The sequence below is a fragment of the Cellulomonas biazotea genome, from assembly GCF_004306155.1.
Lineage (GTDB): Bacteria > Actinomycetota > Actinomycetes > Actinomycetales > Cellulomonadaceae > Cellulomonas > Cellulomonas biazotea.
Genome location: NZ_BIMR01000059.1, coordinates 1 through 13,755 on the forward strand (window position 1 = coordinate 1; position 13,755 = coordinate 13,755).

Here is a 13,755-nt window from a genome sequence, read left to right on the forward strand (position 1 = left end):
GGCGCCGCGCGGCGCCGACGAGCGCGAGGGCCGCCTCCGGGCCGGGGCACGTGACCTCGAGCGCCGACGACCGGCCGGGCTCCGTCAGCGAGCCGTGCGCGAGGAACGCCCCACGCCACGCCGCCTCGGCCTCGGCGATGCCCGCCGAGACGACCTGGGGCGGCAGCCCGCGCACGGGTCGGCCGCGGTTGTCGAGCAGGCCCGTCTGCCGCGCGAGCGACTCGCCGTCCTTCACGACGCGCACCACGTACCGGCTCCCCCGGCGCAGCCCGCCGCCGGAGACGACGATGATCTCGCTCTCGTGCCCGTAGACCTCGGAGATCGCCTGCCGCAGCCGTCGCGCCGCGATGCCCGTGTCGAGCTCCGCCTCGATGACGATCCGGCCCGAGATGATGTGCAGGCCGCCTGCGAAACGCAGGGTCGCCGAGACCTCCGCCTTCCGGACCGAGGTCCGGTCGATCTTCAGACGCGCGAGCTCGTCCTTCACCTGTGCCGTCAACGCCATGGCGTCATCCTGCCATCCGGGACACGCGTCCGGGTCCGGTCCGGGAGGTCAGCGTGCGTCGTCCGCGCGCGTCCCCACGTCGCCCAGGAACCCCTCGACGACGTCACGGAAGGCGGCCGCGAGGCGTAGCGGGTCGTGCAGCGGCGTCCCGTCGCCGCGGCTCACCTGGCGCAGCAGCAGCCGGGCGCCCAGGCGCTCGCTCGCCGCGCCGAGCTCACCGACGTCGTCCACGGCGCCCGGGTCGGCGACGACCGCGTCGACCCGCAGCTCCGGCGCGTGCGCGTGCAGCGCGTCGAGGTACTCGTCCGCGCGCATCCCCTCCGTCTCCCCCGACTCCGGGGAGAGGTTGAGCGTGAGGATCGTCCGCGCGGACGTCCGGTGCAGCGCGTCACGCAGGCCCGGGACCAGCAGGTGGGGCATGACGGACGTGTACCAGGAGCCCGGTCCGAGGACGACCCAGTCGGCGGCCTCGATCGCCGCGACCGCCTCCGGGCACGCCGGCGGGTCCTGCGGCTCCAGGCGCAGGTGCTCGATGCGTCCCGGCGTCGTCGCGACCGACACCTGGCCGCAGACCCGCTCCCGGGCGCCGTCGGCGTGCACGACGTCCGCCTCGATGCGCAGCGGCACGGAGACCATCGGCAGGACGCGGCCGCGCGCCCCCAGCAGCCGCCCGACCCAGTCGAGGCCCTCGACGGTGTCGTCCAGCAGCTCCCACAGGGCGACGATCAGCAGGTTGCCGACCGCGTGGCGGTCCAGGGCGCCGTCCGAGGAGAAGCGGTGCTGCAGGACGTCACGCCACGTGCGGCCCCACTCCGAGTCGTCGCACAGCGCCGCGAGGGCCATCCGCAGGTCGCCGGGCGGCAGGACGCCGAGCTCGTCGCGCAGCCGCCCGGAGGAGCCGCCGTCGTCGGCGACCGTCACGACGGCGGTGATCCGGTCGGTCATGAGCCGCAGCGCCGAGAGCGTCGCGGACAGCCCGTGACCGCCACCGAGGGCGACCACCGCCGGTCCGGAGCCACGGGCGTCACGCAGGGAGGGCAGTGCGCTCATTCCTTGCCGAGGTCCCGCGCCGTCACCGCCACCTGGTGCCCGCGCTCGCGCAGGCGGGCCGCGACGGCCTCGCTGATCGCGACCGAGCGGTGCTTGCCGCCGGTGCAGCCCACAGCGATCGTCACGTACCGCTTCTCCTCGTGCAGGTACCCCGCGAGGACGGGCTCCAGTGCGTCGACGTACCGGTCGACGAACGTGAGGGCACCGGGCAGGCCGAGCACGTAGTCGCGGACGGGCGCGTCCCGGCCGGACAGGTGCCGCAGCTCGGTGATCCAGTACGGGTTGGCGAGGAACCGCACGTCGGCGACGTGGTCGGCGTCGAGCGGGATGCCGTACTTGAACCCGAAGGACATGACGGACACACGCAGCACGTCGGGCGTCGCGCCGGCGACGACCTCGCGGACCTGCCGGGCGAGGTCGTGCACGTTGAGGTCGGACGTGTCGATCACCGTGTCCGACCGCTCGCGCATGTCGCCGAGGACGGCGCGCTCGGTCGTGATGCCGTCGAGGATCGTGCCGTCGCCCTGCAGCGGGTGCGGGCGCCGGACCTGCTCGTAACGGCGCACGAGGACCTCGTCCGACGCGTCGAGGAACAGGATCCGGTAGTCGACGCCGGCGGCGCGCAGGCTGTCGAGGACCTGGCGCACGTCGGCGAAGAACTCGCGGCCGCGCACGTCGACGACGGCGGCGAGACGCTGCGCGCGCTCCCCCGAGACGCCGCTGGTCAGCATGCCGACGAGGTGCGTGAGCATCTGCGCGGGCAGGTTGTCCACGACGTACCAGTCGAGGTCCTCGAGCACGGCGGCGGCTCGCGTGCGCCCCGCACCGGACATGCCGGTGATGATGAGGAGCTGCGGGGCGGTGCGGCGCGGGCCCTCGGTCGCGGCCTCGATCGCGGGGATGCCGGCAGGGACGGTGATCGGCGACGGCTCGTCGGTCATGACCTCAGCATGCCAGCCTCGTCGCCGTCGGCGACGTCCGCCACGTCGGGGGCGTCCGACCCGGTGGTGACCGGACGCGCCGCGGTGTCCCCGGCCAGGGCGGCGACGACGGCGGCGGCCGTGCGCTCCCCCATGCCCTGCACGGTCGCGATCTCCTCCGCGGAGGCCGCACGCAGCCGCTTGACGCTCCCGAAGTGGCGCAGCAGCGCCGCCTGCCGCGCCGGGCCGAGGCCCGGGACGTCGTCCAGGACGGACGCGGTCATGCCCTTGCTGCGGCGGCGGCGGTGCGCGGTGATCGCGAACCGGTGGGCCTCGTCGCGCAGGCGCTGCAGAAGGTACAGGCCCTCGGAGCTGCGCTGCAGGATGACCGGGTAGTCGTCGCCCGGCAGCCAGACCTCCTCGAGCCTCTTCGCGAGACCGCACAGCGCGACGTCGTCGATCCCGAGCTCCGCCATCGCGGCCGCGGCGGCCGCGACCTGCGGCTGGCCGCCGTCGACGACGATGAGGTTCGGCGGGTACGCGAACCTCTGCGGCCGTCCCGTGGTCTCGTCGACCGGTCCGGACCGGCGCGGCGCGTCGTCCTCGTCGTCCGCGCCGATGCCGAGCTCGACGTCGCCCGCGGCGGAGCGCTCCGCGAGATACCGCCGGAACCGGCGCGTGATGACCTCGTGCATCGCAGCCGTGTCGTCGCGCGCCCCCTCGCCGTCGGGACCGCGCAGGTTGAACAGGCGGTACTCGCTCTTGCGGGCGAGCCCGTCCTCGAACACGACCATGGACGCCGACTGGTACGTGCCCTGGTTGTGGGACACGTCGAAGCACTCGATGCGCAGCGGGGCAGAGGCGAGATCGAGCGCCTCCTGGATCTCCCGCAGCGCCTGGCTGCGGGTCGTGAGGTCGCCCGCTCGACGCGTGCGGTGCAGGACCAGCGCGTGCTCGGCATTGCGCTGCACGGTCGCCGCGAGCTCGCGCTTGTCACCCCGCTGCGCGACCCGGACCTGCACGCGCGACCCGCGCATGCCGCCGAGCCAGTCCTGCACCTGCTCGACGTCGGGCGGCAGGACGGGTACGAGGACCTCGCGGGGCACAGAGGCGGTGCCCGCGTCGTCGTCGGTGCCGTACACCTGCTGCAGCAGGTGCTCGACGAGCTCGCCGTCCGTGACGTCCTCGACCTTCTCGACGACCCACCCGCGCTGGCCGCGGATGCGCCCGTCGCGGACGTGGAACACCTGCACCGCCGCCTCGAGCTCGTCGCCCGCCAGAGCGAAGATGTCGGCGTCGGTGCCGTCCTTGAGGACGACCGCGTTGCGCTCGGTGGCCTTCTCGAGCGTCGCGATGTCGTCGCGCAGGCGCGCAGCCTGCTCGTAGTCGAGCTCGGCGGCGGCCTCCTTCATGCGGGCGGTCAGGCGGCGCGTGAAGCGGGCGGTGTCGCCCGCCATGAAGTCGCAGAAGTCCTGCGCGAGCGCGTGGTGGTCCTCGGGCGAGATCCGGCCGACGCACGGTGCGGAGCACTTGTCGATGTACCCGAGGAGGCACGGCCGGCCCTGCTGGTGCGCCCGCTTGAAGACGCCCGCGGAGCACGTGCGGACCGGGAAGACGCGCAGCAGCAGGTCGACGGTCTCGCGGATCGCCCACGCGTGCGCGTACGGCCCGAAGTAGCGGGTGCCCTTGCGCTTGGCGCCGCGCATCACCTGGACGCGGGGGAAGGCGTCGGCCATCGTGACCGCGAGGTACGGGTACGACTTGTCGTCGCGGTACTTGACGTTGAACCGCGGGTCGAACTCCTTGATCCACGTGTACTCGAGGGCGAGCGCGGCGACCTCGGTCGGCACGACGGTCCACTCGACCGACGCCGCCGTGGTCACCATCTGCTGGGTGCGCGGATGCAGCCCGTGGACGTCCTGGAAGTAGCTCGACAGGCGCGAGCGCAGGCTCTTGGCCTTGCCGACGTAGATGACCCGACCGTGCTCGTCGCGGAAGCGGTACACCCCGGGGCTGTCGGGGAGCTCCCCCGGGGCGGGCCGGTACGTGGCGGGATCAGCCATGGTGCCGAGCGTAGTTCGGGGCGCCGACGTGCCCGTGCGGGCAGGTCGCGCCGACCGTCCGGGACGAGCGGCGACGGTCGGTGCACGGGGCGGTGCCGCGGGCTACCGTGGGCCGATGGGCCCCCTGCACACGTACTCGATCGACGTGACCTGGACCGGAGCGGGGACGCGCGGGACGGCGAGCTACACGTCGTACAGCCGCGACCACGACGTGCAGATCGGCAGCAAGCCGCCGCTGCCCGGCTCGTCCGACCCGGCGTTCCGCGGAGACCCGTCCCGGTACTCGCCCGAGGAGCTCTTCGTCGCGTCGATCGCGCAGTGCCACATGCTGTGGTTCCTGCACCTGGCCGCCGCCGCGGGCGTCGTGGTCGTCGCGTACACCGACGAGGCGGTCGGGACGATGCGTGTGGAGTCGGCCGGTCACGGTCAGTTCACGGAGGTCGTCCTGCGCCCGCGCGTCACCGTGGCGCGCGGCAACCACCTGCCGGACGGGTCGGCGGTGACCGATGCCGTCCTGGCCGGCCTGCACCATGCGACGCACGAGCACTGCTTCATCGCCCGGTCGGTCAACTTCCCCGTGCGGCACGAGCCTGTCCCGCTGCGCGTCGCCGCCCCGGTCGGCGCCACCCCGACCGCGGGCTGACGTCGGGCCCCGGCTCGACGAGGCGGCGACGAGCGCGCCACGACCCGCGACGGCGCCGCCAGGACGGGTGTCGGGGCGAGCGTCGGGCAGGGCGTCACCGAGAGGTCGCTCGACGAGGCGGACGTCCCCGGTCAGGCCGTCGCCCTCTCGCGCTCGCGGACCGGCTCGTCCTGGACGTCGCCGTCGAGGACCTCGGCGAGGAACCGGCCGGTGTGGCTGGCCTTCACCCGGGCGACGTGCTCGGGCGTGCCCTGCGCGACGACGGTTCCGCCGCCGCTGCCGCCCTCGGGGCCCATGTCGACCACCCAGTCGGCGTTCTTGATGACGTCGAGGTTGTGCTCGATGACGAGGACGCTGTTGCCCTTGTCGACGAGCGACTGCAGGACGCCGAGGAGCTTGCGGATGTCCTCGAAGTGCAGACCGGTCGTGGGCTCGTCGAGCACGTAGATCGTGCGGCCCGTGGACCGTCGCTGGAGCTCAGCGGCGAGCTTGACGCGCTGTGCCTCGCCACCCGACAGGGTGGGGGCGGGCTGGCCGAGCCGGACGTAGCCGAGGCCGACGTCGACGAGCGTGCGCAGGTGCCGCGAGATCGCGGGGACGGCGGCGAAGAACTCCGCGGCCTCCTCGATGGGCATCGCGAGCACGTCGGCGACGGTCTTGCCCTTGAAGTGCACCTCGAGCGTCTCGCGGTTGTACCGGGCGCCGTGGCACACCTCGCACGGCACGTAGACGTCGGGCAGGAAGTTCATCTCGATCTTCAGGGTGCCGTCGCCCGAGCACGCCTCGCAGCGGCCGCCCTTGACGTTGAAGGAGAACCGCCCGGGCGTGTAGCCGCGGACCTTCGCCTCGGTGGTCTCCGCGAAGAGGCGACGGACGTGGTCCCAGACGCCGGTGTACGTCGCGGGGTTCGAGCGCGGGGTCCGCCCGATCGGGCCCTGGTCGACGTGCACGACCTTGTCCAGGTGCTCGAGGCCGGTGACGCGCTTGTGCCGTCCGGCGACCTGGCGGGCGCCGTTGAGCTCGTTGGCGAGGACCGTGTAGAGGATGGAGTTGACGAGCGTCGACTTGCCCGAGCCCGACACGCCGGTGATCGCGGTGAGGGTGCCGAGCGGGAAGGACACGTCGATGCCGCGCAGGTTGTGCTCGCGGGCGCCGACGACGGTGAGCTGCTTCTTCGGGTCGGTGGGGCGCCGCTCGGCGGGCATCGGGATGGACCGGCGGCGCGACAGGTAGGCGCCGGTGACCGACTCGGGGGCCTTCAGCAGGCCCTCGAAGTCGCCGGAGTGCACGACGCGGCCGCCGTGCTCCCCCGCGCCGGGGCCGATGTCGACGATCCAGTCGGCAGTCCGGATGGTGTCCTCGTCGTGCTCGACGACGATGAGCGTGTTGCCGAGGTCGCGCAGGCGCGTGAGCGTGTCGATGAGGCGGCGGTTGTCCCGCTGGTGCAGGCCGATGCTCGGCTCGTCGAGGACGTAGAGCACGCCGACGAGGCCGGACCCGATCTGCGTCGCAAGCCGGATCCGCTGAGCCTCGCCGCCGGAGAGCGTCGCGGCGGGGCGGGTCAGCGAGAGGTAGTCGAGGCCGACGTCGAGCAGGAAGCCGAGGCGGGCCTGGATCTCCTTGAGGACCTGGGCGGCGATGGCGCGCTCGCGCTCGCCGAGCTCGAGCTGGTCGAGGAACGCGCGGGCCTCGCGGATCGGCAGGTCGCAGACCTGGGCGATGGACTTGCCGCCGACGCGGACGGCGAGGACCTCGGGCTTGAGTCGCGCGCCGGAGCAGACCGGGCACGGGACCTCACGCATGTAGGCCTCGTACTTCTCCTTGCTCCAGTCCGACTCGGTCTCGGAGTGGCGGCGCTCGAGGAACGTGATGACGCCCTCGAAGCCGGTCGAGTAGGACCGCTCGCGGCCCCACCGGTTCTTGTAGCGGACCTTGACCTCGTGGTTCTGGCCGAAAAGGACGGCGTCCCTGGCCCGCTGCGGCAGGGCGCGCCACGGCACGGTGGTCGAGAAGCCCATGTCCTGGGCGAGGGCGCCGAGGACCCGCGTGAAGTACTCGCTCGACACCTGCGCCCACGGGGCGACCGCGCCCTCGTCGAGCGAGAGGTCCTCGTCCGGCACGACGAGATCGGGGTCGACCTCGAGGCGCGAGCCGATGCCGGTGCACTCGGGGCACGCGCCGTACGGGGCGTTGAAGGAGAACGTGCGGGGCTCGATCTCGTCGAGGGTCAGCACGTGGTCGTTCGGGCAGGCGCGGTTCTCCGAGAACCGGCGCTCGCGCGTCGGGTCGTCCGTGTCGGCGTCGACAAGCTCGATGACGAGCAGGCCGCCGGCGAGGCCGAGCGCGGTCTCGACGGAGTCGGTCAGGCGACGCTGGACGCCGTCGCGCGCGACGAGGCGGTCGACGACGACCTCGATGTCGTGCTTGAGCTTCTTCTCCAGCGTCGGCGGCTCGGTGAGCTGCACGACCTCGCCGTCGACGCGGGCGCGGGAGAAGCCCTTGCCCTGGAGCTCCTTGAAGAGGTCCGCGTACTCGCCCTTGCGGCCGCGCACGACGGGCGCGAGCACCTGGTAGCGGGTGCCCTCGGGGAGCTCGAGGAGCCGGTCGACGATCTGCTGCGGGGTCTGCGCGGTGACGCGCTCGCCGCACTCCGGGCAGTACTGCGTGCCCGCGCGGGCGAAGAGCAGGCGCAGGTAGTCGTAGACCTCGGTGATCGTCCCGACCGTCGACCGCGGGTTGCGGTTGGTCGACTTCTGGTCGATCGACACCGCGGGCGACAAGCCCTCGATGAAGTCGACGTCGGGCTTGTCCATCTGCCCGAGGAACTGCCGCGCGTACGCGGACAGCGACTCGACGTACCGCCGCTGCCCCTCCGCGAAGATGGTGTCGAAGGCGAGCGACGACTTGCCGGAGCCGGACAGTCCCGTGAACACGATGAGCTTGTCGCGCGGGAGGTCGAGGTCGACGTTGCGGAGGTTGTGCTCGCGGGCGCCCTGCACCACCAGTCGATCATTCACGGCGGGAAGTCTACGTGCCGCCACCGACAATCGCACACCTGTTCGACGTGAGCGGAACCCGGTGCTCCGCGTGCCGCCCGGTCGTGCGCACCGCATCCTGGGACCCCATGGACGCCACACCCGACGCCCCCGCCCCCCGTCCCGCCCCTGCACGCGCCCCCGGTCGCACCCCCGGCGACGAGGCCGCACCGATCTCCGAGTACGCCGCACTGGGCGACGGCCGGTCCGTCGCGCTCGTGTCCCGCTTCGGGTCCGTCGACTGGCTGTGCCTCCCGGCGTTCGACAGCGCCGCGTGCTTCTCGCGCCTGCTCGGGACGTCCGACCACGGCCGCTGGCTGCTCACCGTGGCGCACGCCACCGACGTGCGGCGCCGCTACCTGGACGACTCGTTCGTGCTGGAGACGACGTACACGACGCCGACCGGGACCGCGGTCGTCGTCGACGCGATGCCCATGGCCGACGGGCGCGCCGACCTGGTGCGGCGCGTCGAGTGCACGGACGGGACCGTCGAGGTGCGGCACGAGTGGGTGGTGCGGTTCGGGTACGGCGCCATCGAGCCATGGGTGCACCGCCTGACGGACGACGAGGGCGAGCCGGCGATCCGCGCGGTCGCCGGGCCCGACGCGCTGCTGCTGCGCGGCGACAGGCTGCCCCGCCCGTCGGACCACCGGCACCGCGACGAGTTCACGCTCGCGGCCGGCGAGGCCGTCGACCTCGCCCTCACGTGGACCCCGTCGTGGGAGCCGCTCCCGCCGCGGCTGAGCGTGCCCGACCGGCTCGACCGCACGCGCGTCCTGTGGGGGCTGTGGGCCCGCTCCGCCGAGTACGAGGGGTCCTACCGGGAGGCGGTCGTCCGGTCCCTGCTCGTCCTGCGCCTGCTCACCGACGTCGAGACCGGCGGCATCGTCGCCGCCGCGACGACGTCGCTGCCCGAGGACTTCGGGGGCGAGCGCAACTGGGACTACCGGTACTGCTGGCTGCGGGACGCCGCGATGACGCTCGAGGCGCTGCTCGAGCACGGCTACCGCGAGGAGGCGACCGCGTGGCGCGACTGGCTGCTGCGCGCGGTCGCGGGCGACCCCGCGGACCTGCAGATCATGTACCGCGTCGACGGCGGCCGTGACCTGCCCGAGCGCACGCTCGACCACCTCCCCGGCTACGCCGGGTCACGGCCGGTCCGGGTCGGGAACGCGGCCGTCGGCCAGGTCCAGAACGACGTCCTCGGCGAGGTCATGTGCGCCCTCGAGCTCGCGCGGCAGTCCGGGCTGCCCGACAGCGCCGACTCGTGGTCGCTGCAGCGCCACCTCGTCGAGGAGCTCCTCACCCACTGGCGCGACCCCGACCGTGGCATCTGGGAGGTCCGCGGCGACCCGCAGCACTTCACGCACTCCAAGGTGATGTCCTGGGCCGCGGTCGACCGTGCCGTCCAGGCGGTGGAGGTGCACGGGCTCGACGGACCTGTCGAGCGGTGGCGCGCCGCCCGCGACGAGATCCACGCCGACGTCCTCGCGCACGGCTGGGACGAGGAGCGCGGCACGTTCGTGCAGGCCTACGGAGCGAAGCACACCGACGCCGCCCTCCTGCAGATCCTGCAGGTCGGCTTCCTGCCACCCGACGACCCGCGCCTGCGCTCGACCGTCGCCGCCGTCCGGGCCGACCTCGAGATCGCCCCCGGGCTGCTGCGGCGCTACCCCACCAGCCGCACCGACGACGGCCTGCAGGGCGGCGAGCACGCCTTCCTCGCCTGCTCGTTCTGGCTCGCCGACGCGCTCGCGCGCCTCGACGACGTCGACGAGTCCACCGCGCTGCTCGACGACCTCACCGCGCTCGCGAACGACGTCGGGCTCCTCGCCGAGCAGTACGACCCCACCGGGCGACGCATGGCCGGCAACGTGCCGCAGGCGCTGTCGCACCTCGCCCTGGTCCGCGCCGTGCACAGCCACGACCTCGCGCTCGAACGCGCGGGACTGCGCCACCGGGTCGGGAGAGGATGAGGTCGTGACGTACACGGGCGACGTGCAGCGCGACGGCCCCACGGCCGTGCGCGTCCTCGACGAGATCGAGATCCGCAAGGTCAGCGTCGGCCCCATGGACAACGACGCCTACCTGCTCACGTGCCGCCGGCAGCACGCCCAGGTGCTCGTCGACGCCGCCGACGACGCCGACCGGCTCCTCGCCCTCGTCCGCGAGGGCTCCCCCGCCGCCCGGCTCGACCTCGTCGTCACGACCCATCAGCACGCCGACCACCACCGGGCGCTCGCCTCCGTCGTGGCCGTCACCCGCACGACCGTCGCCGCCGGCGCCGAGGACGCCCCCGCCGTCGAGGCCGCGACCGGCGTGACCGTGCACCGCCCCCTGCGCCACGGCGACGTGCTCACCGTCGGCCACCTCACGCTCGAGGTCGTCGGCCTGCGCGGGCACACCGACGGGTCCGTCGCGCTCGTCTACCGCGAGCCCGAGCACGTCGCCGCACCCGGCGCCGTCGCCGGCCGCGCGCACGTCTTCACCGGCGACTCACTCTTCCCCGGCGGGGTCGGCAACACCGGCGGCGACCCCGCCCGGTTCACCCGGCTCCTCGACGACGTCACCGCGCGCCTCTTCGACCGGTTCGGCGACGACACCTGGGTCTACCCCGGGCACGGACGCGACACGACCCTCGGCGCGGAACGTCCCCACCTCGACGAGTGGCGCGCCCGCGGCTGGTGACCGCCCCGCGACGGCACGCCGCCTCGCCCGCTACTCCTCGACCGGCCCCAGCACCGACGTCGCGACCGTCGCGTGCGCCGACTCGTCGTCCGACGGGTGGAACATCCCCGCCAGGACATCCCGGTACAACCGCCCCAGCTCGCTGCCCGTGAAGTACGAGCCGCCGCCCGACACCCGGATCGCCAGGTCCACGACCGTCCGTGCCGACTCCGTCGCCCGCACCTTGAGACCGACCAGCTGCGCGAACCACCGCGCCCCGTGTTCCACCCGCTCGTCGACGTCCCGCGCCAGCGCGAACACCTGCAGCTCCGCACCGTCCTGCACCAGCGCCGCCTCCGCGACCTTCCACCGGATGTCCGGGTCCTGCGCGTACGGCCGGCCGTCGTACTTCATCGACGTCCGACGACGCGTCGCCGCCGCACCGACCTCCAGCGCACGACGCCCGATGCCCGTGTACACCGCCGCGAGCAGCACCTCGAACACCGCGAACAGCGCGAAGACGAACGGGTCACCGCTCGGCCCCGGCGGCAGGCGGCGGTACACCCGGTCCGCCGGGGCGAGCGCACCGTCGAGCACCGTCGTCGCCGACTGCGTCGCCCGCATCCCCAGCGTGTCCCAGTCGTCCCGCGCCGTCGCACCCCCGTCCGCACGCGACACGACACCGTGCACCAGACGCGGGTCGTCCGGGTCGGAGTCGTCCAGCCCGAACGTCGCGAGCCGCGTCCACACCGGCGACAACGACGTGAAGATCTTCGTGCCGAAGTACCGGTAGCCCCCGTCGGGCTGCCGCTCCGCCCGCGTGCGCGACCCGAACATCACCAGGTCGTTGCCCGCCTCCGAGTTCCCGAACGCGAACACCTCCCCCTGCGCCGCGTCGGACAGCACGAACTCGAACGCCTCGTCGCCCCGGTCCACCAGCAGCGCCGCCAGACCCGTCACCACCAGGTGCATGTTGACCGCCAGCGCCGTCGCCGGCGCCGCACCCGCCAGCCGCACCTGCTCCCGCGCGACCTCCTCCAGCGTCAGACCCGCACCACCGAGACGCTCCGGCACGAACGCCGTCAGGTACCCCACCGCGACCAGATCCGCCAGGTCGTCGTGCGGGAACGTGTTGTCCCGGTCGTGACCCGGCGCGCGCTCGCGGATCCTCTCCAGCAGGTCGTCGGTCAGGAGCGTGCGCAGCGGGCGGGCCATCCCGCCACTCTGCCACCCGCCCCACCAGGCCTGCGGCAGGATGGGCGCATGCCGACCTATGCCGTGCGCTACACCTACGACGAGCGCACCGACGTGCGCGACGCCGTCCGCCCCGAGCACCGCGACTACCTCCGCGGGCTCGCCGACCAGGGGCTGCTCCTCGGCTCCGGCCCGTTCACCGACGGCGACCCCGGCGCCCTGCTCGTCTTCCGCACCGACGACCGCGACGCGCTCGCGGCCCTCCTCGCGGCCGACCCGTTCGCACGCGAGGGGATCGTCGCCGCGACGGACGTCCGCGGCTGGGACGTGGTCATCGGCCCGTGGAGCCAGGTCTGACGGCTCGTCCGCCACGCACGACGACGCCCGGGTCCCCCACTGCTGGGGCCCGGGCGTCGTCGTGTGCTGAGCGGTGTCAGGCGTCGGTGCGGCTCGCCTCGAGGCGGGCGTCGTTGCGCGTCTTGACCAGGCTCGCGACGGTGGCGACCGCGAGCGTGCCGAGGATGACGGTGAGCGACAGCCAGATCGGGATCTCGGGCGCCCACTCGACGGGCTCGCCGCCGTTGATGAAGGGCAGCTCGTTGACGTGCAGCGCGTGCAGGACGAGCTTGATGCCGATGAAGCCGAGGATGACCGACAGGCCCTGCGACAGGTAGACGAGCCGGTCGAGCAGGCCGCCGATGAGGAAGTAGAGCTGGCGCAGGCCGAGCAGCGCGAACGCGTTGGCCGTGAAGACGATGTACGGCTCCTCGGTGAGGCCGTAGATCGCGGGGATCGAGTCGAGCGCGAACAGGATGTCGGTCGAGCCGATCGCGACCATGACGACGAGCATCGGCGTGAAGAACCGCTTGCCGTCGATGCGGACGGTCAGCTTGTCGCCGTGGTACTGCTCGGTCGTCGGCACGAGGCGCTTGAAGAGGCGGACGGCGATGCCGTCGCCGGCCTTGTCGTCCTCCACGTGGTCGGGGTCGTGGTGCTCGCGCGCCAGCTTGACGGCCGTGTACACGAGGAACGCGCCGAAGATGTAGAAGACCCAGGAGAACTGCTCGATCGCGGCGGCGCCGGCGAGGATGAAGACGGTGCGCAGCACGAGGGCGATGACGACGCCGACCAGCAGGACCTTCTGCTGGTACTCCCGGGGTACCGCGAACTTCGTCATGATGATGAGGAAGACGAAGAGGTTGTCGACCGAGAGGCTCTTCTCGGTGACGTACCCGGCGAAGTACTCGGTGCCGAAGTCCCAGCCGGACACGATCCCCAGGCCGATGCCGAAGACCACCGCGAGGCCGATGTAGAACAGCGACCAGCGCACGGACTCCTGGAAGGAGGGCGCGTGCGGGGTGCGCACGTGGGCGTAGAAGTCGAAGATGACGAGCCCGAGGACTCCGGCGGCGGTGACCGCCCACACCCAGCCAGTGACGTCCATGAAGATACCTACCTCCGGTACGGGAACAAGGTCGAGTACCGAAGGTCTCCCCCACCCGACTGGTCGGGCCGAGCGTCCCGGGGACCGCTGGGTCCCGTGCTGACGACACGCTCGCTCGTGGGGTACTCCCCTTCAGAGTGGCCAGCGTAAGTGACCAAGGGCCCAGGAGCACCACGCCACGGCCGACTGTGTGCGGCGTCACATGCGAACGCATGGACCGGCCCGCCGACGGCG

General features: G+C 73.0%; 11 protein-coding genes. 4 read left to right on the forward strand and 7 right to left on the reverse strand.

Annotated elements, in window-relative coordinates:
• The 4 genes from whiA to uvrC form a co-directional block, all read right to left on the reverse strand.
• The coding region (gene whiA, locus CBZ_RS05130; RefSeq protein WP_130780514.1) for a DNA-binding protein WhiA at positions 1-505 on the reverse strand (505 nt) is incomplete at its 3' end.
• 48 nt (positions 506-553) lie between these two features.
• A complete protein-coding gene (locus CBZ_RS05135; protein ID WP_130780515.1) occupies positions 554-1,555 on the reverse strand; it encodes a gluconeogenesis factor YvcK family protein in 1,002 nt (333 codons plus the stop codon).
• Entirely contained in the window at positions 1,552-2,496 is a 945-nt protein-coding gene (gene rapZ, locus CBZ_RS05140) for an RNase adapter RapZ (RefSeq protein ID WP_130780516.1), read from the reverse strand. Before rapZ ends, CBZ_RS05135 begins: the two co-directional genes overlap by 4 nt.
• Positions 2,493-4,538 carry an excinuclease ABC subunit UvrC gene (gene uvrC / locus CBZ_RS05145; RefSeq protein WP_246013070.1) on the reverse strand — a complete coding sequence of 682 codons (2,046 nt, stop codon included), beginning with the start codon at positions 4,536-4,538 and terminating at the stop codon, positions 2,493-2,495. Before uvrC ends, rapZ begins: the two co-directional genes overlap by 4 nt.
• A 115-nt stretch (positions 4,539-4,653) precedes the next feature.
• Between uvrC and CBZ_RS05150 the strand changes: the two genes are divergently transcribed.
• Complete coding sequence (locus CBZ_RS05150) at positions 4,654-5,181, forward strand: OsmC family protein (protein ID WP_130780517.1); 528 nt, start codon at positions 4,654-4,656, stop codon at positions 5,179-5,181.
• Positions 5,182-5,312: 131 nt separating this feature from the next.
• Here the strand turns inward: CBZ_RS05150 and uvrA are convergent, their stop codons facing one another.
• Entirely contained in the window at positions 5,313-8,198 is a 2,886-nt protein-coding gene (gene uvrA, locus CBZ_RS05155; protein WP_130780518.1) for an excinuclease ABC subunit UvrA, read from the reverse strand.
• A 107-nt stretch (positions 8,199-8,305) separates the two neighbouring features.
• Here uvrA and CBZ_RS05160 point away from each other — a divergent pair, with 107 nt between their 5' ends.
• Positions 8,306-10,192, forward strand: a complete 1,887-nt coding sequence (locus CBZ_RS05160; protein ID WP_130780519.1) for a glycoside hydrolase family 15 protein — start codon at positions 8,306-8,308, stop codon at positions 10,190-10,192.
• A gap of 4 nt (positions 10,193-10,196) precedes the next feature.
• Positions 10,197-10,904 carry an MBL fold metallo-hydrolase gene (locus CBZ_RS05165; RefSeq protein WP_165446660.1) on the forward strand — a complete coding sequence of 236 codons (708 nt, stop codon included), beginning with the start codon at positions 10,197-10,199 and terminating at the stop codon, positions 10,902-10,904.
• A 30-nt stretch (positions 10,905-10,934) separates the two neighbouring features.
• Here the strand turns inward: CBZ_RS05165 and CBZ_RS05170 are convergent, their stop codons facing one another.
• Positions 10,935-12,098: an acyl-CoA dehydrogenase family protein gene (locus tag CBZ_RS05170; protein WP_130780520.1), complete on the reverse strand. Its 1,164-nt coding sequence runs from the start codon at positions 12,096-12,098 to the stop codon at positions 10,935-10,937.
• A 48-nt stretch (positions 12,099-12,146) separates the two neighbouring features.
• On the opposite strand from CBZ_RS05170, the gene CBZ_RS05175 reads away from it, so the two are divergent.
• On the forward strand, positions 12,147-12,434 hold the full coding sequence (locus CBZ_RS05175) for a YciI family protein (RefSeq protein WP_130780521.1): 288 nt from the start codon (positions 12,147-12,149) through the stop codon (positions 12,432-12,434).
• A gap of 76 nt (positions 12,435-12,510) precedes the next feature.
• Here the strand turns inward: CBZ_RS05175 and CBZ_RS05180 are convergent, their stop codons facing one another.
• The gene (locus tag CBZ_RS05180; protein ID WP_130780522.1) at positions 12,511-13,521 is read right to left on the reverse strand and encodes a TerC family protein; all 1,011 of its coding nucleotides are present in this window, start codon (positions 13,519-13,521) and stop codon (positions 12,511-12,513) included.
• Positions 13,522-13,755: the final 234 nt, after the last annotated feature.

Excerpts from the sequence above, each read along its gene's own strand:
- rapZ (WP_130780516.1), bottom strand. The coding sequence starts at position 2,496 with ATGACCGACGAGCCGTCGCCGATCACCGTCCCTGCCGGCATCCCCGCG.
- CBZ_RS05175 (WP_130780521.1), top strand. The coding sequence starts at position 12,147 with ATGCCGACCTATGCCGTGCGCTACACCTACGACGAGCGCACCGACGTG.
- CBZ_RS05160 (WP_130780519.1), top strand. The coding sequence starts at position 8,306 with ATGGACGCCACACCCGACGCCCCCGCCCCCCGTCCCGCCCCTGCACGC.
- CBZ_RS05180 (WP_130780522.1), bottom strand. The coding sequence starts at position 13,521 with ATGGACGTCACTGGCTGGGTGTGGGCGGTCACCGCCGCCGGAGTCCTC.
- CBZ_RS05170 (WP_130780520.1), bottom strand. The coding sequence starts at position 12,098 with ATGGCCCGCCCGCTGCGCACGCTCCTGACCGACGACCTGCTGGAGAGG.
- CBZ_RS05135 (WP_130780515.1), bottom strand. The coding sequence starts at position 1,555 with ATGAGCGCACTGCCCTCCCTGCGTGACGCCCGTGGCTCCGGACCGGCG.
- uvrC (WP_246013070.1), bottom strand. The coding sequence starts at position 4,538 with ATGGCTGATCCCGCCACGTACCGGCCCGCCCCGGGGGAGCTCCCCGAC.
- CBZ_RS05150 (WP_130780517.1), top strand. The coding sequence starts at position 4,654 with ATGGGCCCCCTGCACACGTACTCGATCGACGTGACCTGGACCGGAGCG.